This window comes from Sphingomonas sp. PAMC 26617 (genome assembly GCF_000242835.1).
In the GTDB taxonomy this organism is placed as follows: Bacteria; Pseudomonadota; Alphaproteobacteria; order Sphingomonadales; family Sphingomonadaceae; genus Sphingomonas.
On the sequence record NZ_JH594425.1, the window covers coordinates 2,450,597 to 2,470,184 of the forward strand.

The following is a 19,588-nucleotide window of genomic DNA, read 5'->3' on the forward strand; positions in this document are numbered from 1 at the left end:
TGCACCTTTCGAGGCATAACTACGGCAAATGGTGAACTTTTTGTTGCAATGCGAAAGAAGCTGTGGCGTCATCGGGTTGGAACAGATGTGGCAAGCACATACGGCGCAACAAAGTTGCGCTAGGTAGTGTTAAGCGACGCAGGGTTTCCAGGCGGCAGGTTGCGAGGCGCGGTGTAACGCGTCCGGTAAAGGTGTGCGCGTCAAGTGTTCGACAGGATTACTGAAATGCCGTGTCCCGCGGCAGGAGGAACTGCGTCTGCCAGTCATCTGTGCAGCGTGGCTTTAGTGAATGAAGACCTGACAGCTATCGAACCTTTGGGGGATTTGCCTTGCTCTACAGACATTCCATTTCGATGTTCGCGCTCTCCGCCGGTCTGGCGGCGTCGCCCGCGCTGGCCGTGACGGAGGCTCAGGCGAACGCCGCAGTCCCGGCGGCGGCAACGCTCGCGTCCACGCAGACCGAACCCGCCGAACAGGCCGCTTCCGGCGATGCGCCGCCGAACGACATCGTCGTCATCGGCACCAGGCGGACCGACCGTACGCTCACCAACTCGCCGTCGCCGGTCGATGTCATCAGCTCGGCCGAACTGACGTCGCAGCCGTCGGCGAACATGATCGATGCGCTCAAGAACATCGTGCCGTCCTTCTATGTCGGCCAGAATTCGATCTCCGACGCCTCGACCTTCGTCCGCTCGCCCTCGCTGCGGGGTCTGTCGGGCGATCAGGTGCTCGTGATGCTCAACGGCAAGCGGTACAACCGCTCGGCGTTGGTGCAGGTCTATGGCGGCAGCGATACCGGTCTCGGGCGCGGCGCGCAGGGGCCGGATATCTCCGCGATCCCGGCGCTCGCGATCGGCAGCCTGCAGGTCCTGCGCGAAGGCGCGACCGCGCAATATGGCTCGGACGCGATTGCCGGCGTGCTCAATTACGGGCTGCGTGAGGACCAGGGAATCGAACTCGTCGGCCGCACCGGCCAATATTATGCGGGGGATGGCGAAAGTTACCAGATTGCGGGCAACGTCGGGTTCAAGCGCGCCTTCGGCTTCATCAACGTGACCGGCGAATATACCGACGAAGGGCAGACGAGCCGCGGTGTGACCCGTCCCTCGGCCGCCAATTTCGCGAACAATTTTCCCGCGCTCGCCAATCAGTTGCCCAACTATCCGTTGCCCGTGCAGATCTGGGGCAACTCGCCCTCGCATGGCTACAAGGCGGTGGTGAACGCCGCGCTTAACGTCACCGACTCGAGCAAGATCTACTTCTTCGGCAATTATGCGCACAACGAGGGCAACCAGAGCTTCAACTACCGCGCACCCGTGTCCAGCACCGCGGTCGACTCGACCGGGGTGGTGCGCAATCAGGGGGCGAACGGCGCGTTCAACAACACCTTCTTCCTGACGGCATGCCCGACCGGCAATGCCACCTGCCCGGCGGGCGGGTTCGTCCGCGACGGCAACACCTTCCGCTTCGGCCAGCTGTATCCGGCGGGCTTCACCCCGCGCTTCGTCGGCAAGACCGAGGAGTTGTACGGCGTGCTTGGCTACAAGGGGACGGCGGGCAAGTTCAGCTACGACGTGTCGGGCACGCTTGCGCGCAACACGCTGTCGCTGTCGATGTATAATTCGGCGAACTTCTCCTACGGCCCGCAGACACAGACGAGCTTCGAGTTCGGCGATCTCATCCAGAGCGAGGTGAACCTCAACGCCGACTTCACCTATGCCGCCGACCTCGGCCTCGCGAGCCCGCTGACGATTTCGGCGGGTGGCGAATATCGCAAGGAAACCTACGAACAGACCGCGGGTGACCCGCAGTCCTATGGGGCAGGGCCCTACTCGGTCGCGCAACAGCTCTACACCCAGACCGCGCCGGGGGTGTACGCCTTCTCCGGCACGACCGCCGCGCAGGGCGTAGGCGCGAGCGGCTATGCCGGGACAAGCCCGGGCACGGCGGGCAAGTTCAGCCAGGAAAACTTCGGGGCCTATATCGGTCTCGAGACCGACATCACCGACGCGCTCACGGTCGGCGCGGCGGGGCGGTACGAGCATTACAACACGTTCGGCAACGCATGGGTCGGCAAGGTCAACGCGCTCTACAAGCTGGTGGAGGGCTTCTCGGTCCGCGGCAGCTTCGGCACGGGCTTCCATGCGCCGTCCCCGGGGCAGTCGAACGTCTCGATTGTCACGACCTCGTTCAACAATGGCGTCGCCTTCCAGAGCGGGACGTATCCGACCAACACCGCCGTCGCGCAATATTACGGCGCGTCGACGCTGAGCCCGGAAAAGTCGACCAATTACGGGCTGGGGTTCATCCTCGAGCCAATGCGCGCGATGACGATCACGGTCGATGGCTATCAAATCAACCTGCGCGACCGCATCGGCCTGACCTCGCCCTTCATCGTCACCGCGGCGGATCTGGCGGCGCAGCCCGCGCTGCTCCCGGTCGGGGTGGGCGGACAGGTGCAATATTTCACCAACGGCTTCCGCACGCGGACCCGCGGGGTCGACGTTGTCGCGACCTATCGTACCCGGGTGAGCGAGGCGCAGCTCAACTTCTCGCTGGCGTATAACTACAACAAGACTAAGGTGACCGGCTATGATGCACGCGTGGTCAGCGTCGCGCAGTTGATCGACGCCGAGAACCTCGCGCCGAAACATCGGGTGGTGTTCAACACCGGCCTAACGCTCGGCAACCTCGGCTTCACTGTGCGCGAGAACTATTACAGCTCCTGGACCAGCGCGCAGGATTACGGGCAAACCAACGGTGTCGCGAATCAGACCTTTGGCGACAAGTTCACCACCGATATCGAGCTGAACTACACCTTCGCCAAGCACTTCACGCTCGCGGTCGGCGCGCAGAACTTCCTCGACGAGAAGCCGGACCGATTGAACGCTACGTCGACGGTGCAATTGTATCCGCTGACCGGGGGAACGTCGGACGGGCAGGTCTATGCGCGCAACGGCGGGCCGTTCGGGTTCAACGGCGGGTTCTACTACACCCGGCTTCGCGTGAAATATTGAGGTCGAGTCCCCGGGGCGTCTCGGCGTCCCGGGGGCTTTGCTGTACGGCGGTGTCCGTCGGCGCAAGGGCGATAGTATGTTCACTTCCCCGGCGAAGGCCGGGGCCCAGTCGAAGTGGCCGAGGGAACGGCGCGCGGCGCTTATTTTCCACCGCTTCGCTCTTGGGCCCCGGCCTTCGCCGGGGAAGCGATGCAACGTAGAAAGCGAGCGCTAGTGCCGGTGCTCGCGCCGCAGCGGGTATTTCCCGTCCTCATAGTCCCCGAACAGCCCGGCAATCGCGGGATGGTCGACCGGTTCGTCGGTATCGTCGGGGATCAGGTTCTGCTGGCTGACATAAGCGACATAGGTCGACTCGGTGTTCTCGGCGAGCAGATGGTAGAACGGCTGGTCCTTGCGCGGGCGGATGTTCTCCGGGATCGCGTCATACCATTCGTCGCTGTTCGCGAAGATCGGATCGATATCGAACACCACGCCGCGAAAATCGAACATGCGATGCCGCACGACAGCGCCGATGGCGAATCGCGCATGGCTGATCGGGGGCAGGGCAATCGTGGTGTCGAACGGGGGAGACTGGATCGGGGTACGGTGCATGAGGACAATTTAGGCGCTCTCGGGCGGCACACAAGCGAATGGTTGGTGAGAAACCCGTGTCGAACCGCTTGCCTAGTGGGGATCACTGCGTTAGAGGCCCCCGCTCACCGACCGGTGCTGGACTTCATACCAGCATCACACGACCTCGCGGAGAGGTGGCAGAGTGGTCGAATGTACCGCACTCGAAATGCGGCGTGCCCTCGCGGGTACCGTGGGTTCGAATCCCACCCTCTCCGCCATTTCCTTTGATCCTCGATGAGGCTAAAGCCCGCCACATGGCATCCTACAAAGAACCTTCCTTCAAAGACCGGGCAGCCCTGTCCGCCGACGCCAAACAGCGCGCGCTGGAAAAGCTGAAGTCCAAGCCGCCGGTCGATCCCGCGGTCGTCGCCGCCCGTGCCGCCGCACGCGAGGCGAAGGAAGCTGCCGAAGCCAAGAAGCGCGAAGAGAAGAAGGCAGCGATCGAGGAAGCCCGGCTCGAGAAGATCGCCAAGGCCGAAGCCGCCGAACGCGCGATCGAAGAGGCCAAGCAGGCGGCGATCCAGGCCGAGATCGACAAGAAAGCGGCGCGCGACGCCCGCTACGCGGCGCGCAAGAGCCGCAAGTAAGGCGAGTTTGCTTCTTTCTGGCTTCCCCGGCGTAGGCCGGGGCCCAGTCGAAGTGGCCGAGGTAACCTGGCGCGGCGCGTACTTACTCCCGTCTCTCAACTGGGCCCCGGCCTTCGCCGGGGAAGTGTTAGTAAAGCGGCAGTCCCTTCTCCAGTTCCTCCAGCCATACCCGCGCCGTCCCGTCCGACGGTGCGCGCCAGTCGCCCCGCGGCGATAGTGCCCCCCCGCTGGAAACCTTCGGCCCGTTCGGCAGCGCAGACCGCTTGAACTGGCTGGTCGCGAAGAACCGCACCAGAAACTTCTCCAGCCATTCGCGAATCATCGGCAGGTCATACGCCACGCGACCAGCCGCCGGAAAATCGCGCGGCCAGCGCCCCGCGTCCGAATCGCGCCACGCCTGCAGCGCGAAGAAGGCGATCTTCGACGGCGCCATCCCGTGCCGCACCACATAATGCAGGAAGAAGTCGTTGAGCGCATACGGCCCGATTCGCGCCTCGGTGCTCTGGATCGCGCCATCCGCGCCCGCGGGCACCAGCTCGGGCGAAATCTCGGTCGCGAGGATCGATACGAGGATCGAATCGGTCTCGCCGTCATATTGGCTGGTCCGGATGCACCAGCGAATCAGGAACTGGATCAGCGTCTTGGGGACACCCGCGTTGACGCCGTAATGGCTCATCTGGTCGCCGACGCCATAGGTGCACCACCCCAGCGCCAGTTCCGACAGGTCCCCCGTGCCGACGACGATCCCGCCACGCTGGTTGGCAAGGCGGAACAGGTAATCGGTGCGCAGGCCCGCCTGAACGTTTTCGAACGTCACGTCATAGGCGGGTTCGCCGTCCGCGAACGGATGGCCCATGTCGGCGAGCATTTGCCGCGCAGCGGGTCGGATGTCGATTTCGGCACCGTCGATCCCCAGCGCGCACATCAGCGCCCAAGCGTTGCTCTTGGTGCCCTCGCTGGTCGCGAAGCCGGGCATTGTGAACCCGAGGATGTGGCTGCGTGGTCGCTCGAGGCGATCCATCACCTTCGCCGCGACGATCAGCGCATGCGTCGAATCGAGCCCGCCCGAGACGCCGATGACGAGCCGTTCGGACCGCGACGCGACGAACCGCTTGAGCAGCCCCTCGACCTGGATGTTGAACGCCTCGTAGCAATCCTCGTCGAGTCGTTCGGGGGTGTTGGGGACGAACGGGAAGCGGCGTATCTCGCGCAGCAGCCCGGCGTCGGCGAAATCGGGCTGGTGGTCGAAGCCGATCCGGCGGAAGCGCAGTTCGGGGTCGCCCGCCAGCCGCGCCGAATCGTTGAACGTGCCCACCCGCATCCGTTCCTGCGCGATTCGACCCGCATCGACATCCGCCAGCACCAGTTCGCGCGTCCGTCCGAAGCGGGTCGACTCGGCGAGCAGTTCGCCCATCTCATGGATCATCGCCTGGCCGTCCCAGGCGAGATCGGTCGTGCTCTCCCCCGGGCCCGAGGCAGCGAACACATAGCCGCAGATCGCGCGGGCGCTTTGCGACGCGCACAGCAACGCGCGCTCGCGGGCCTTGCCGACGACGATGTTCGACGCCGACAGATTGCAGCAGATGAGGGCGCCCGCGAGCGCGCCCATCGTGGAAGGGGGCGTAGGGGCCCAGTAGTCCTCGCAGATCTCCGCATGGAAGACGAACGGCGCGAGATCGTTCGCGGCGAAGATCAAATCGGTGCCGAACGGGACGGTCTGCCCGGCGAGCGTGATGTCGAGCCCGGTCAGCCCGGCACCGCTCGCGAACCACCGCTTCTCGTAATATTCGCGGTAATTGGGGAGGAAGATCTTGGGCACCACGCCGAGGATCCGCCCGCGCGCGATGACGACCGCGCAATTGTAGAGCCGCCCGTTGCGCGGCAGCGCCGCACCGACGACGAGCACCGGGCGCAGCGTCGCGCTCGCCGCCGCTACCTCGGCAAGCGCCGCCTCGGTCGCCTGCTGTTGCGCGGTCTGCAGGTGAAGGTCTTCGATCGCGTAGGAGGTGATGCTGAGTTCGGGAAAGACGAGCAGGTCGGCGTGCTGCGCGTCGCCCTGCCGCGCGAGCGCGATCGTCTCGGCGGCATTCGCCGCGGCATCACCGACGCTGGCGTGCGGGGTGCAGGCCCCGGCCCGGATCAGGCCATGCGTGTGGATCGAATGGAACGGATGCGCCTTCGTCTTCGCCATATCCGGCGCTTAGCGGGGTTTGTGGGCCGATGCCACCGGGACCGCGTTGCCCCTCCCGCCCGTGCAGTGGTAGAGCGCGCGCCAGGGAGATGTTTTGATGAAGATCAGCGCGCGCAACCAGATCTCGGGCACCGTCACTGCGGTCCATCCCGGTGCGGTCAACGGGTCGGTCCATGTCGATATCGGCAACGGCACGATCGTCACCTCCAACATCACCAACGAAGCGATCGCGGATCTCGAACTGGCGGTCGGCGACCGCGTGACGGTCATCGTCAAGGCGAGCGACGTCCTGATCGGGAAGTAATGCGCGTCGGCGCGCTCAAGATCAAAGCCCAGCTCTACTGCGGCGACGAGCTTGCCATGGGACCGGGCAAGGCCGACCTGCTGGAAGCGATCGCGCGCGCGGGATCGATCTCGGGCGCGGGCCGCGCGATGGGGATGAGCTACCGGCGCAGCTGGCTGCTGGTCGACAGCATGAACCGCTGCTGGACGGGCAAACTGGTCGAGACGGTCGCGGGCGGCGGGCAGGGGCGCGGTGCGTCGCTGACCGCGCTGGGGCGCGACGTGCTGGCGGCGTATCGTGCGCTGGAGGCCGGGCTGGCGGAGGCATCGCAGCAAGGGCTGGTGGCGGCGCTGGAGGCGGTGCTACGGGACCAACCGCTGCCGCCGGTGCGCGAGGACGGGTAGCAGCGTCTGGCGCGTTCGTTTCGGGCGTACTGGCCTCCTGTGTGTCGTCTATCCGGCGACGTTCTCAGGAAACCACCCGACGCGCCTCGCCGACCTGCCACGCCAGGAGTGCGGGCACCGCGATGATCACGTCACGTGCGCGCTTGAGCAGCGAGAGCGCGAGCGCATGCGCGGGGGGCAGGCCGAACAACGGGCCGATCAGCACATAGGCCGCTTCCTGCACGCCGACCGCACCGGGGATCGCGAAGGCGACGCTGCGCAGCGTGAAGATGAGCGCCTCGATCGTCAGCACCGCCCATAGCGGCATCGTCGACCCCATGAAGCGCAGCGCGATCCACGCGCCGGCGGCACTCGCCAGCCAGGCGGCGAGGTTGAACAGGAACGCCGCGATGACCCGGCGCGGGGCGCGGTAGATCGCGTCGAGTTCCACCCGCACCGCCGCCATCGCCGCGACCGATCCCGGCAGCATCCGCGCGCCGAGCGACCCCGCGAGCCGGAGCATCGGTTTCTGCGCGAACACGAACAGCAGCATCAGCGCAACCATCGCGCCAAGTCCGCCGAGCGCAAGCGGGACGATCCCCTGCTGCACCGGCGCGTCCGACAGCACCAGCAACAGCATGCCGACGCCGCACAGCGTAAAGATCAGCTGTGCCGCCATCTCGGTCGTCATGTCCGCGATCATCGATGCGTAGATCACGGGTTGCGGTACGCCGAACGCCGCCAGGGTTCGCGCGCCGACCACAAGCCCGCCCAGTTGCGAGAACGGCAGGATGTCGGTCGCCGCCTCGCGCGTGGTGCGCGCCCAGACGAACCAGCCGAGCCGTTCCGTAGCCTGTCCGGGAGCGACCGCGAGCCACGCCATGCCGAGCAGGGCAAGTACACCGACCGACCACAGCGTGAAGCTCGCCATCCCGATCCACCCGATCGACGCCATTGCGGCCAGGACCTGATGCAGCCCGACCGCGCCGACCGCTCCGAGCGCGACCGCCAGGCCGACGACCGTAGCGAGGAGGAGGCCAATCCGTGCCGAACGGTTCATGCGTGCTGGCACCGTCTCGAGCAGCCGCCTGCCTCGCGGAAGACGGACCGGACGGTGTCCGGCCGATGGGGGAACATTTGCAAATCCTGCATCATCGTCGCGTCTTTGGGGCTTTGAGGGAATCAATCAACCGTGGATCGGCAGGCAGCGATGGCGCGATGCAAGACCGGGTGTCATCAAGCAGCCGAATTGCGTCGGGCTGGCGCAAGAGCCACGAGCGTTCGCAGCGCCCAACAGCCTGACAGACCTGGATATCGTCGTTCGCCCGACGCCAGAACAGGCCGTGGTACCGAGGTTGAAGGCGTAACCCGCTGTCTGCTTTTGTACGGTCGTCCGGTGCGTGGAGCCGTAGTCGAAATCGTGAGTAGCAGTGGCAAAGGAGCAATCCAGCTTAGACGAAGCAACATATGTTATTGAAACCGGGAAGACCGGCCCAATGATCCTGTCAACATTATTTGCGATTCTGGCGCAAACTCTGGGGATCGTAAGAAGTTGTTACGACCTTGATTTGTCAGATTGGGTATTCTGCTGAAAACAAGACAAATTTGTAAATGGCATCAATCCTGCATCGATTGCTCCGAAGCTTACCTGTGCCCCGTTTTACAAAGTTTTGGAGATATAAAATGAAGGTTTTTGGGCTTTTGGTGGCGATTGCTGCAACAGCGCTGACTGCCGTGCCGGCAACTGCAGCAGTGACGATCAGCGGTGGTGTTGCGGTTGCGATCACCGGTGTTTCCAGCAGCACGACGTCGATCGACTTTGGCACCGTTTTCAGCAACACGATCTTTTCGGTCGTCGGTACCGCTAGCGGCGACCTTGCGGGCACGGAAGGTAGCTTCGTCAAGATCTCCGACCTGACGGCGACATCCGACGCGGCGTTCTCCTTCACGTCGTTGTTTGGCGACTTTTTGGGCAGCGTTTCAAAAGTCACTGTGACCGGCACCACGGATAACCGCACCGTCAGCGCTTACGTTCTCGGTCTCTTCACCCCGCTCGGCAGCCTTGGTGGCTACGAAGCAGGCGCAGCCTCGGCGACGTTCAGCTTTACCCAGACCGGGAGCGGTAAGCCGGTTTCGGGCAGCTTTACGTTTGCCAGCCCGCCTGCTCCCGTCACGTCGGTGCCGGAGATCGCAACGTGGAGCATGATGATCCTGGGCTTCGGCCTGATGGGCGCTTCTTTCCGCTACCGCCGTCGGAGCGCGAACGTAACGTTCGCCTAAGTCGCTTAATTTACGAGCGCAGGAAGCCGCCGACCGAAAGGTCGGCGGCTTTTCTGTTTGGGGCCAGAATGTCGCCGCGCGCCCAAGATCGCCGTCGCGCCGGACCCTTCCGCTGAACGAAATTATGCGGTTGCCGGCGTCTTCCGCATGAAGCGCAGCACCAGACGGATCATCCCCGGGACGAACTTCGGCCGGATCAACCTGGGGTCGTACACCGCCAGCCGCCGGTCGTTCTCCGCCAGGCAGATCGCCGCCAGCTCGGGAAACTCGATCTCGACGCCCAGCTCCTTCGAGCCGTTGAGCGTGAAATTGTTCTCCTGTGCCTTGGTGTTGTCCTGGCCCATGCCCTTGGCCATGTCGATCCGCTCCCAGATCAGGGCGATCCACACCGCCCAGACCTTCATTTCGAACCACGGGCGACGCCACAGCGGCATAGTGCGCCTGTGCCAGGCGACCCAGTTGACGAAGAACAGGATGTGGCGGCCTTCCTCGCGCATCACCGGTTCGAACGTGTTGATCAGTTCCGCGGGGAAGAAGCCGGTGTCGGCCGCGACCTTGAACAGCCCGAAGCCGAAGAAGCTGTCGATGCATTCCGAAAAGCCCGTCCGCATGAAGGCGAATTCGGGGTCGCGCGGCCGTTTGTATTCCTCCTCGGGCTGGAGGACGATGCCGTAGAAAGTCACCATGTCCGCGAGCACGATCTTGTGGCGGCTTTCCTCATACGCGTTCATGTCGATCGCGTCGCGCAGCAGCGGGTCGTGGATCTGTTCGCCATAGGTCTTGACGTTCATCCCCGCGCGGCCTTCGGTCGCCACGGCAATGTCCCAGATCGGCAGCGAGACGATCTTGTTGCGCGTCTCGGGTTCGAGCACCGGCCAGTCGATCAGGGCGGGGCGGTAGGGATCGTGCGTGTCGAGCATCGTGCGGCAGAACAGCGTCTTGTGTTCGGGACTGCCGAGCTTGATACGGACGCCCGGGCCGGGGCCTGCGGGGGCGATCGATTTGGGAATGAAGTTCATCGGGGCTCTCCCGGTTTACAAGTCGGCGAAACGCGCCAGTCTGATGTGGTTGTTGGTAACGATGCTGCGGGCGACGGGGTCCAGTAACGCCGCCAACTCTGCCTCATATTGATAGCTCGGCGCGGACAGTGGGTAGGGGCCGGTCGCCGGGTGAAGATACACTTCGCTGACGCCATCGGGAAGATGCCGCAGCACGCCGCGGAGCCGGTCGGTATGCATCGCGCCCGACCAGGCAAGGCCGAACGTATGGTCGGGCACCTTCATCCCGGCACCGCGCATCCGACGCTGGACGCTGCGGGCGAACGGCTTGGCGATGTGCAGCCCGGTCGCCGGCTCGAATTGCGCCAGTACCGCGCGCGGCTCGACCGGCGCGCGGACGGTCGTCATCCCGAAACGCTTGCCGACCTCCAGCAGCGTCGCGGCGATCACGGGGTGGAGGTGCATGTGCTTGTGCGAATTGACGTGATCGAGCGGCAGGCCGGTCGCCTCGAAAAACGCGAACTGCGCGAAGATCTCCGCTTCGAGCTGACGACGGACCGAGGCCTTGGCGACCAGTGCGAGCGCGACCGGCAACGATTCGATGCGGAACTGGCCGGCGTCGTCGACCAGATCGGGGATCGTCTCGGGTGGCAGGACCGGTGGCGTCTCCGCCAGCGCGATGTGCAGGCCAACGCCCAGCGTCGGGGTCCGCCGTGCGCGCATTACGGCGTCCTCTGCGGCGGCACCTGTGACCATCAGGCTGGTCACGGTCAGGATCCCCTCGCGGTGCCCCTGCTCGACCGCCGCGTTGACCTCGAGCGAGACGCCGAAATCGTCGGCAGTGATGATCGCGGTCTTCATTTCGGTGCAAATCCGTAAAACGCGGGGTCGGCAAGGACGCCCTGCGCGACCCGGCGTGGGTCGGGCGCGGCGACGCGGCGCAACAGCAGGACCATGGCGTCGAGGTCGCGCGCCTCGACCGCCCTGTTCCATTCCTCGAGCCGGCCCATCGCTTCCAGCCGCTCGTTGACCGTCATCCGCGCCAGCGTCGTCATTACCCCCGCCTTACACGCGCTGCTTTACACGGCCTCTTTGCGACGGCGCAGGAAGTCGAAGAACTCGACGCCTTCGCGCAGGCGGCGCTTCATCATGTTCCAGTCGGTCAGCATCTCGCGGACGATTTCCCAGATCTTCGACGGGCGGAAGTAGAAGCGCTTGTAGAACTCCTCGACTTTGTCGAAGATCACCGTCGAATGCAGATGCGGGTAGCTTAGCTGCGCGATCTGGTTGCCGCCGTCAGTCAGCAATTCGTGCGAATTGTCGAACCAGCCGTTCTCGGTCGCCTGCTTGTACAGGAACGTGCCCGGATACGGTGCCGCGAGCGACACCTGGATCGTGTGCGGATCGATCTCCTTGGCGTAGTTGATCGTCTCCTCGATCGTCTCGAGCGTCTCGCCCGGCAGGCCGAGGATGAAGGTGCCGTGGATCACGACGCCGAGCTCGTGGCAATCCTTGGTGAACTGCCGTGCGACGTCGGTGCGCAGACCCTTTTTGATGTTGTGCAGGATCTGCTGGTTGCCGCTCTCATAGCCGACGAGCAGCAGCCGCAGGCCATTGGCTTTCAGCACTTCGAGCGTCTTGCGGGGCACGTTGGCCTTGGCGTTGCAGCTCCACGACATCTTGAAGCCGGGCTTGCCGAAGCCAAGCTTGCCGAGCGCGATCGCGAGTTCCTCGACGCGCGCGTGGTTGTCGGTCAGCGTGTCGTCGTCGAAGAAGATCTCCTTGGTCTCGGGGATGTCGCGAATGATGTACTCGACTTCCTCGATCACCTTGGCGACCGAGCGGAAGCGGTAGGTGTGCCCGCCGATCGTCTGCGGCCAGAGGCAGAAGGTGCAACGACTCTTGCACCCGCGCCCGGTGTAGAAGCTGACATACGGATGGAGCAGGTAGCCGCCGAAATATTTGTCGATCTGCAAGTCGCGCTTGTAGACCGGCGAGACCATCGGCAGCGAGTCCATGTCCTCGATCATCGCGCGGTCGCGGTTGCGGATGAACGCGCCGTCCGAATCGCGCCAGGTGATGCCGTCGACTTCGCGCAGCGGCTTGCCCTGCGCGATCTCGAGGATCGTGAAGTCATATTCCTCGCGCGCGACGAAATCGACGTCGGGGGTGGCGGCAAGGCTCTTGTCGGGCTCGACCGCGACCTTCGCACCGACGAAGCCGATCAGGATTTGCGGGTTGCGTTGCTTGATCAGCGCGGCGGTGCGGATGTCCTGGTTGAACGACGGCGTCGAGGTGTGGAGGATCACGAGGTCGCGATCGTCGAATTCATGCTTGATGTCGTCCCACGACTGGTCGTGCGCCGGAGCGTCGATCAGCTTGGAACCCTCGACCATCGCCGCCGGCTGCGCGAGCCAGGTCGGATACCAGAAGGATTTGACCTCCCGCTTCATCTGGTAGCGCGCACCCGCGCCGCCGTCATAACCGTCAAAAGACGGCGCCTGGAGGAAAAGCGCCCGCATCATGCCCGTTGCTCCGCATTCTGAATCTTGTGCGCCGCAACAATGCGGCCTTCAGTCTTCATTGTAAGGGTCGCGCCGCGCCAATCAACCGATCGGACGAAGAAGCTCACGATATAGATGGCAAAACTCATGCCATCATGCGCCAGCGCCATCCACAACGGAGCGATGCGCCTCCCTACAGTCGCATCCACGTTCCGCACAACCACCAACCGTGCAACGACCGCAAGCGCGCACAGGATCAGCCCGACCGTCGGCCAGTACAGCGCCGAGAGGATCGCGACGGGCAGCGGCAGGCCGATGATGATCCCGACATAGGGCCAGAAGGCGACGTCGCGGACGGTCGCGCCCCAGCGCAATTCGTGCCGCCATAGCGCGGGCAGGCTCCGTTCGTCGAATGCATGGTCGACCAGCATCGGCGGCAGCGCGATCTCGAGGCCGAGCGCGCGGACCGCCTCGCCCATTGCATAATCGTCCGCAAGCTTGTCCGCGAAGCGTGCGAACCCGCCGATCCGGTGCAGCGTGTCGCGTGTCATCGCGATGGTCGAGCCCATGCACGGGGCCGCAAGCTTGTTCGCGACGCCGAAGACGAGGCCGAGCATGAACTGGTAGCTCACCCCTGCCGCACCGAAGCGCGACCAGAATCCGGTGTCGCCGCGCCCGGCATAGACGCAGGTGACGATCCCGGTTTTCGGCTGGTCGAGCGCGCGGAGGATCTGCGCGAGATAGTCGGGCGCAACCGCGATATCGCTGTCGCTCAGCACGACCACGTCGTGGCGGATCAGCGGTTCCATATTGATGAGGTTGGAGAGCTTGCCGCTGGCGCCATGGACCGTGCCGTCGATCACGAGGTCGATCTGGGCGTCGGGATAGTCGGCTCGCAGCGCTTCGACCACCGCGATCGCGGGATCGTCGCGGCGCTGGATGCCGCACAGCAGTTGGACGGGACCGGCGTGATCCAGCGCAAGGAAGCTCGCGAGGTTTTCGTAAAGCCGTGGTTCGGCGCCGTACAGCGGCTTCACCAGGGTGACCGCCGCGTGGCGGATCGGCGCCGGGGTCGCCGCCGCGAAATAGCGTCGGAAGACAAGCGCCGCCGCGGTCGAGTAGACGACGCCGCACGCCGCCACCACGATCGCCAGCCAGCCCAGCGCAGCCCCGATGAGGTGGAGAAAATGGATCACGATGCCACCCCCGTAGCGTTGCCCGAATGACGGGTATAGGCGCGCCTGCGTGAAAAAGCTGTCATGTCGGGGCCGATGCGGACTTTGTTGCTGTTCGGTTGCGCGAGAGTGTTTGCGCTTGCGGCGTGGCGTTCTACAGCGTCGCCGCATGGAGGCTGCGTGAGCGATCAACCTATTACGCTTGTGACCGGGGTATCCGGTTTCGTCGGTTCGGCGGTTGCGCGGCGGCTGGCGGCGGCGGGCGTGCGTGTGCGCGGGCTGGCGCGGGCGAGCAGCGCGCGGACCAACCTGACCGACTTCCCGGGCCAGATCGTCGAGGGCGACGCGCGCGACCCGCAAGCCATGCGCCGCGCGATGGCGGGGGTATCGCAGCTTTATCACGTCGCCGCCGACTATCGGATCTGGGCACCCGATACCGAGGAGATCGTCCGCAACAATCGGCTGAGCACACAGACGGTGATGGACGCCGCGCTCGACGCGGGGGTGGCACGGATCGTCTATACCAGCAGCGTGGCGACGTTGCGACCCGATCACGGCAAGCCATCCGACGAGAGCCGCCCCGCAACCCCGGAACAGGCGGTCGGCGCGTACAAGCGGAGCAAGGTCGTCGCCGAGCGGCTGGTCGAGACGATGGTGCGCGAGCGCGAGCTGCCCGCGGTGATCGTCAACCCCTCGACCCCGATCGGCCCGCGCGATGCGCGCCCCACGCCGACCGGGCGGATCATCGTCGAGGCGGCGTCAGGCCGGATGCCCGCGTTCGTCGAGAGCGGGCTCAATCTGGTGCATGTCGACGACGTCGCGGACGGGCATATCGCCGCGATGGCGCATGGCGTGATCGGGGAGCGCTACGTGCTGGGCGGGCAGGACGTGTCGCTGCGCGAGATGCTCGCGTGCGTCGCACAGATCGTCGGGCGCAAGCCGCCGACGGTGCAGATCCCCCGCGCGCCGCTGTTCCCGCTGGCCTGGGCAAACGAACAGCTTGCGCGGGTCACGGGGAACGAGCCGTTCCTGACGCTCGATGCACTGCGGATGGCAGCGCACGACATGTATTATTCGAGCGCGCGCGCCGAGGCGGAACTGGGGTATCGCGCGCGGCCTTACAGGCAAGCGCTCGAGGATGCGGTCGCGTGGTTCCGGCAGGCGGGGATGCTCGCGTGATCGTGCAGGATAAGCTCTCGCAGATCGGTGAGCGAGGGACTGTTCCTCTTGCTCCCCTCCCTGGAAGGGAGGGGCTGGGGGTGGGTTTGTTCGTGGCGACGGATGCGCTCTCTCCATACCGACCCACCACCGACCCCTCCCTTCCAGGGAGGGGAGGCGAAGGGCGAACCTGCTCGTTGCAGTCGGGGGGTGCCCGATGATCTTGTTCGGGATTGCGATGGCGTCGCTGGTGATCTGGCTGGTGCTGGTAGTCGCGCGCGACGGGTTCTGGCAGACCGCGGAGCGCGATACGATGGACCTTGCTCCCCTCCCTGGAAGGGAAGGGCCGGGGGTGGGTTGGTATGATGAGAGCGCCGCCGCCACTGGCCTACCCACGTCCGACCCCTCCCTTGCAGGGCCGGGAGAAGATGGGGTGTGGCCCTCCGTCGTCGCGATCGTCCCCGCGCGCGATGAGGCAGAGGTGATCGCCCGGTCGGTCGGCAGCCTTGCCGCGCAGGATTATCCCGGTGATTTCCGCATCATCCTGATCGACGATTCGAGCAGCGACGGCACCGCCGACATCGCGCGTGTCGCTGGCGGGGATCGGTTGCAGGTCGTGACGGGCGCGGCCTTGGCGAAGGGCTGGACCGGCAAATTGTGGGCCGTCTCGCAAGGCATCGCCGCCGCAGGCATCACGCCCGATTATCTCCTGCTGACCGACGCCGACATCGCGCATGCCCCCGATACGCTCCGCACGCTGGTCGCGCGGGCGGTGGAGGAGGATCGCGTGCTGGTTTCGCTGATGGCGCGGCTGCGCTGCGAGAGCCTCGCCGAACGCGCGTTGATCCCGGCGTTCGTGTGGTTCTTCCAGATGTTGTATCCGTTCGCGGCGGTGAACCGGCGCGGCAGCGGGCGGGGCGCGGCGGCGGGCGGGGTGATGCTGGTCGAGCGCAGCGCGTTGCAGGCGGCGGGCGGAGTCGCGGCGGTCCGCGCCGCGTTGATCGACGATTGCGCGTTCGGCGCGCTGATGAAGACGCAGGGGGCGATCTGGCTCGGGCTCACGGACCGAGCCGTCAGCATCCGGCGCTACGACACGTGGGACTCGGTCGCGGCGATGATCTCGCGCTCGGCCTACGCGCAGCTCAACTATTCGCCGATCCTGCTCGCGGGCACCACGCTCGGCCTCGCAATCACCTATCTCGCGCCCCCGTTGCTCGCGATCGTCGGGGAGGGGCCCGTACGGATGACCGCGCTGGCCGCCTGGGCGGTGATGGCGCTGGCATTTCAGCCCATGCTGCGCTTCTACCGGCGTTCGCCATTCTGGGGACCGGCCTTGCCGCTGATCGCGACCTTTTACGCCGGTTGTACGTTGCTGTCGGCATGGCAGCATGTCCGCGGGCGCGGGGGCATGTGGAAGGGCCGGGTCCAGGCCGCGCGCCACGAAGAAAGCTCGACGTCATGACCGCCACCGCACTCGCCTCGGGCAAGGGGCATAAGGACGAGAACTTCCCCGTCGCCTCGGTACTGCTCAAAAAGGCGCACCGCGCGCCCGTCATGGCGTTCTACCATTTCGCGCGCGCGGCGGACGATGTGGCGGACAATCCGGCGGCATCGGCGAACGAAAAGCTCGCGCTGCTCGGGCAGATGCGCGCGACGATCCTCGGGCACGGCGACGCCGAGGCGACCGCGCTGGCACTGCGCGAGACGATGACCGCGCACCATTTGTCGTCACAGCACGCGACCGACCTGCTCGTCGCCTTTGCACGCGATTGCACGGTCGACCATTATGACGACTGGCCGTCGCTGATGGAATATTGCCGCTATTCGGCGATGCCGGTCGGGCGCTACGTGCTCGACGTCCACGGCGAGGATCACGCGACCTGGGCAGCGTCGGATGCGCTGTGCGCGGCGCTGCAGGTGATCAATCACGTCCAGGATTGCGGCAAGGACTGGCGTGCGATTCAGCGCGTCTATCTCCCGCGCGACATCCTCGCGCAGCACGGCGCCCGCGTGGAGGACCTGGGCGGCACCGCGGCGACCCCGGCGCTCCGCGCGGTAATCGTCGACATGGCGACTCGCACCGACACGTTGCTCGCGCAGTCGGCGGGGTTCGCGCGGCAGATCCGGGACCGGCGGCTTGCGGCAGAGGTGGCGATCATCCACCGACTCGCGGTCAGCCTCAACGCACGGCTGAAACGCCGCGATCCCTTGTCGCAGCGCGTCCACCACCGTGCGCCTGAGGCCTTGGGGATCGCAGCGTTGGCGGCGGTGACGCAAATGGTTAAGGGTCGGGCATGAATCCAAAGGCCACCCCCGCGCAGCTTCAGGCGCAAGTTTCGGGCAGCTCCTTCTACGCCGGGATGCGCGTGCTCCCCAAGGCCGAGCGCGAGGCGATGTACGCGGTTTACGCCTTCTGCCGGCAGGTTGACGACATTGCCGACGACGAGGGCGGCAACCGCGAGGACCGCGCGGTCGCGCTCGATGCGTGGCGCGCCGACATCGAATCGCTCTATGCCGGTCGTGATCCCGGGCAGGCGGCGCTGCTGGCCGAGGCGGTCGAGCGTTTCGGCTTGCGCAAGGACGATTTCCTCGCGGTGATCGACGGGATGGCGATGGACGTCGAGCGCGACATCCGCTGGCCGGCGTTCGACACGCTCGATCTCTATTGCGACCGGGTCGCTTCCGCCGTCGGGCGGCTGTCGGTACGGATCTTCGGGATGGAGGAACGCCCCGGAATCGAGCTCGCCTATCATCTCGGGCGCGCGCTGCAATTCACCAATATCCTGCGCGATATCGACGAGGATGCGACGATCGGGCGAGTCTATCTCCCGCGCGAGCCGCTGGTCGCGGCAGGGGTGGCGCTCGACGAGCCGCTGGTCCTGGTCGCGGACCCGCGAATCGAGGGCGCGTGCCGGATGCTCGCGGCGAAGGCGCATGAGCATTTCGCTGCGGCGCAGGCGATCCTCGCGACACGACCACGCGGGCATTTGCTCGCACCCCGGCTGATGGCGGCGGTTTATGAGCCCCTGCTGCGGCGGATGGAGACGGCTGGCTGGGCCGCGCCGCGCACGCGGATTCGGGTCAACAAACCCGCCTTGCTGCTAACCGTCCTGCGGCTCAGCCTCTTCCGTTGAAGCGCGGGTCGGTTCCAAAACGCGTCCGGATCATCGGCGCGGGGATGGCGGGGCTTTCCGCTGCGGTCGAGCTTGCGCGCGAGGGCGTGCGCGCGACGCTAGTCGACGGCGCGGCGCAGGCGGGCGGGCGATGCCGCAGCTATCACGACCCACAGCTTGGCCGGACGATCGACAATGGCAACCACCTCGTCCTGTCGGGGAACACCGCGGTCCATCGCTATCTCGACACGATCGGCGCGAGCGACCGGCTGACCGGGCCGCGCCACGCCGACTTCGCCTTCGCCGATATCACGACGGGGTCGCGCTGGTCGGTACGGATCAACGACGGGCCGGTGCCGTGGTGGATCTGCCGCGACGGACGGCGCGTGCCGGGGACGACCGTGCGCGATTACCTGCGTCTCGCCGGGCTCGCCGGGGGGAAGCCCGGGCAGGTCGTCGCGGACCGGGTCGATCCCAGCGGGCCGGTGTGGGACAAGTTGATCGATCCCGTCCTGCTCGCGGCGCTCAACACCGCGTCCGCGACAGGATCGGCGGTGCTGACCTCGCGCGTGATTCGCGAGACGCTCGGTCGGGGCGGGCGCGCGATGCGGCCCGAGATCGCCGAACCGTCGCTGGCGGCGGCATTCGTCGATCCGGCGCTGGCGTGGCTGGCGGCGAAGGGCACCGACCTCTCCCTCGGGACGCGGCTGCGCGCACTCCGCTTCGAAGGCGACCGCGTCGTCGCGCTCGATTACGGGCGCGGCGCGGAAGCGATCGCGCCTGACGAGACGATCGTCCTCGCGGTCCCGCCGTGGGCCGCGGCGGACCTCGTGCCCGAGCTGACCGTGCCCAACGATTTCCGCGCGATCGTCAACGCGCATTTCGCGATCGCGCCGCCTGCTGGGGTGCAGACGATGGTCGGCATCCTTGGCGGGACCGCGGAGTGGATCTTCGCCTTCTCCGACCGCATCTCGATCACCGTCAGCGCGGCGGACCATCTCGTCGACCGCGACCGGACCGAACTCGCGCACGCCTTCTGGTCGGATATCCGCGCGGTGCATGGCGGCCCGGTGGAGCTGCCGACGTGGCAGATCGTCAAGGAAAAGCGCGCGACCTTCGCCGCGACTCCCGAGCAGGACGCGCGTCGCCCGGCGGCGAAGACCCGCTGGCGCAACCTGTTCCTTGCGGGGGACTGGACGCAGACCGGATTGCCCGCGACGATCGAGGGCGCGATTCGATCGGGCGAGACCGCTGCTCGCTTGGCGCGGACCGCAACGCTCGGCTAAG

The 19,588-nt window shown here is 65.9% G+C and carries 18 protein-coding genes and 1 tRNA gene; 11 read left to right on the forward strand and 8 right to left on the reverse strand.

Features of this window, described 5'->3' with window-relative positions; translation table 11 throughout:
- Positions 1 to 353 precede the first annotated feature (353 nt).
- On the forward strand, positions 354 to 3,017 hold the full coding sequence (locus tag RH91_RS10800; protein ID WP_010162754.1) for a TonB-dependent receptor plug domain-containing protein: 2,664 nt from the start codon (positions 354 to 356) through the stop codon (positions 3,015 to 3,017).
- Between the two features lie 210 nt (positions 3,018 to 3,227).
- Here the strand turns inward: RH91_RS10800 and hspQ are convergent, their stop codons facing one another.
- Positions 3,228 to 3,608, reverse strand: coding sequence for a heat shock protein HspQ (hspQ, locus tag RH91_RS10805; RefSeq protein ID WP_010162755.1), 381 nt, complete (start codon positions 3,606 to 3,608; stop codon positions 3,228 to 3,230).
- A gap of 149 nt (positions 3,609 to 3,757) precedes the next feature.
- Between hspQ and RH91_RS10810 the strand changes: the two genes are divergently transcribed.
- Both RH91_RS10810 and RH91_RS10815 read left to right on the forward strand, forming a co-directional pair.
- Positions 3,758 to 3,847, forward strand: a tRNA-Ser gene (locus RH91_RS10810).
- Positions 3,848 to 3,883: 36 nt separating this feature from the next.
- Positions 3,884 to 4,216: a DUF6481 family protein gene (locus RH91_RS10815; protein ID WP_010162756.1), complete on the forward strand. Its 333-nt coding sequence runs from the start codon at positions 3,884 to 3,886 to the stop codon at positions 4,214 to 4,216.
- A gap of 127 nt (positions 4,217 to 4,343) precedes the next feature.
- Here the strand turns inward: RH91_RS10815 and RH91_RS10820 are convergent, their stop codons facing one another.
- A complete protein-coding gene (locus RH91_RS10820) occupies positions 4,344 to 6,407 on the reverse strand; it encodes an NAD(+) synthase (protein WP_010162758.1) in 2,064 nt (687 codons plus the stop codon).
- Between the two features lie 97 nt (positions 6,408 to 6,504).
- Between RH91_RS10820 and RH91_RS10825 the strand changes: the two genes are divergently transcribed.
- Both RH91_RS10825 and RH91_RS10830 read left to right on the forward strand, forming a co-directional pair.
- On the forward strand, positions 6,505 to 6,711 hold the full coding sequence (locus tag RH91_RS10825) for a TOBE domain-containing protein (RefSeq protein WP_010162759.1): 207 nt from the start codon (positions 6,505 to 6,507) through the stop codon (positions 6,709 to 6,711).
- Positions 6,711 to 7,094 (forward strand): winged helix-turn-helix domain-containing protein, encoded by a 384-nt coding sequence (locus RH91_RS10830; protein ID WP_010162760.1) that lies wholly within the window; start codon positions 6,711 to 6,713, stop codon positions 7,092 to 7,094. Before RH91_RS10825 ends, RH91_RS10830 begins: the two co-directional genes overlap by 1 nt.
- 64 nt (positions 7,095 to 7,158) lie before the next feature.
- Here RH91_RS10830 and RH91_RS10835 read toward each other — a convergent pair whose 3' ends face one another.
- Complete coding sequence (locus RH91_RS10835; protein WP_010162761.1) at positions 7,159 to 8,133, reverse strand: lysylphosphatidylglycerol synthase domain-containing protein; 975 nt, start codon at positions 8,131 to 8,133, stop codon at positions 7,159 to 7,161.
- A gap of 623 nt (positions 8,134 to 8,756) precedes the next feature.
- Here RH91_RS10835 and RH91_RS10840 point away from each other — a divergent pair.
- Positions 8,757 to 9,353, forward strand: a complete 597-nt coding sequence (locus RH91_RS10840; protein ID WP_010162762.1) for a PEPxxWA-CTERM sorting domain-containing protein — start codon at positions 8,757 to 8,759, stop codon at positions 9,351 to 9,353.
- 122 nt (positions 9,354 to 9,475) lie between these two features.
- Here the strand turns inward: RH91_RS10840 and RH91_RS10845 are convergent, their stop codons facing one another.
- The 5 genes from RH91_RS10845 to hpnI are packed head-to-tail and all read right to left on the reverse strand — an operon-like array spanning position 9,476 to position 14,051.
- Positions 9,476 to 10,372 carry a hypothetical protein gene (locus RH91_RS10845; RefSeq protein WP_010162763.1) on the reverse strand — a complete coding sequence of 299 codons (897 nt, stop codon included), beginning with the start codon at positions 10,370 to 10,372 and terminating at the stop codon, positions 9,476 to 9,478.
- A gap of 15 nt (positions 10,373 to 10,387) precedes the next feature.
- Positions 10,388 to 11,212, reverse strand: coding sequence for a hopanoid biosynthesis-associated protein HpnK (hpnK, locus tag RH91_RS10850; RefSeq protein WP_010162764.1), 825 nt, complete (start codon positions 11,210 to 11,212; stop codon positions 10,388 to 10,390).
- On the reverse strand, positions 11,209 to 11,406 hold the full coding sequence (locus RH91_RS10855) for a hypothetical protein (protein ID WP_010162765.1): 198 nt from the start codon (positions 11,404 to 11,406) through the stop codon (positions 11,209 to 11,211). Before RH91_RS10855 ends, hpnK begins: the two co-directional genes overlap by 4 nt.
- 24 nt (positions 11,407 to 11,430) lie before the next feature.
- On the reverse strand, positions 11,431 to 12,876 hold the full coding sequence (gene hpnJ / locus RH91_RS10860; RefSeq protein ID WP_010162766.1) for a hopanoid biosynthesis associated radical SAM protein HpnJ: 1,446 nt from the start codon (positions 12,874 to 12,876) through the stop codon (positions 11,431 to 11,433).
- Entirely contained in the window at positions 12,873 to 14,051 is a 1,179-nt protein-coding gene (gene hpnI, locus RH91_RS10865) for a bacteriohopanetetrol glucosamine biosynthesis glycosyltransferase HpnI (protein ID WP_010162767.1), read from the reverse strand. Before hpnI ends, hpnJ begins: the two co-directional genes overlap by 4 nt.
- A gap of 159 nt (positions 14,052 to 14,210) precedes the next feature.
- Here hpnI and hpnA point away from each other — a divergent pair, with 159 nt between their 5' ends.
- From hpnA to hpnE, 5 genes are all read left to right on the forward strand, one after another.
- Entirely contained in the window at positions 14,211 to 15,209 is a 999-nt protein-coding gene (gene hpnA / locus RH91_RS10870; protein WP_029623775.1) for a hopanoid-associated sugar epimerase, read from the forward strand.
- Positions 15,210 to 15,405: 196 nt separating this feature from the next.
- Entirely contained in the window at positions 15,406 to 16,650 is a 1,245-nt protein-coding gene (locus RH91_RS10875) for a glycosyltransferase (RefSeq protein ID WP_010162769.1), read from the forward strand.
- A complete protein-coding gene (gene hpnC, locus RH91_RS10880; protein WP_010162770.1) occupies positions 16,647 to 17,486 on the forward strand; it encodes a squalene synthase HpnC in 840 nt (279 codons plus the stop codon). Before RH91_RS10875 ends, hpnC begins: the two co-directional genes overlap by 4 nt.
- Positions 17,483 to 18,322 carry a presqualene diphosphate synthase HpnD gene (gene hpnD, locus RH91_RS10885; RefSeq protein WP_010162771.1) on the forward strand — a complete coding sequence of 280 codons (840 nt, stop codon included), beginning with the start codon at positions 17,483 to 17,485 and terminating at the stop codon, positions 18,320 to 18,322. The genes hpnC and hpnD overlap by 4 nt, the downstream gene beginning before the upstream one ends.
- Positions 18,319 to 19,587: a hydroxysqualene dehydroxylase HpnE gene (gene hpnE / locus RH91_RS10890; protein WP_029623776.1), complete on the forward strand. Its 1,269-nt coding sequence runs from the start codon at positions 18,319 to 18,321 to the stop codon at positions 19,585 to 19,587. Before hpnD ends, hpnE begins: the two co-directional genes overlap by 4 nt.
- Position 19,588 lies beyond the last annotated feature (1 nt).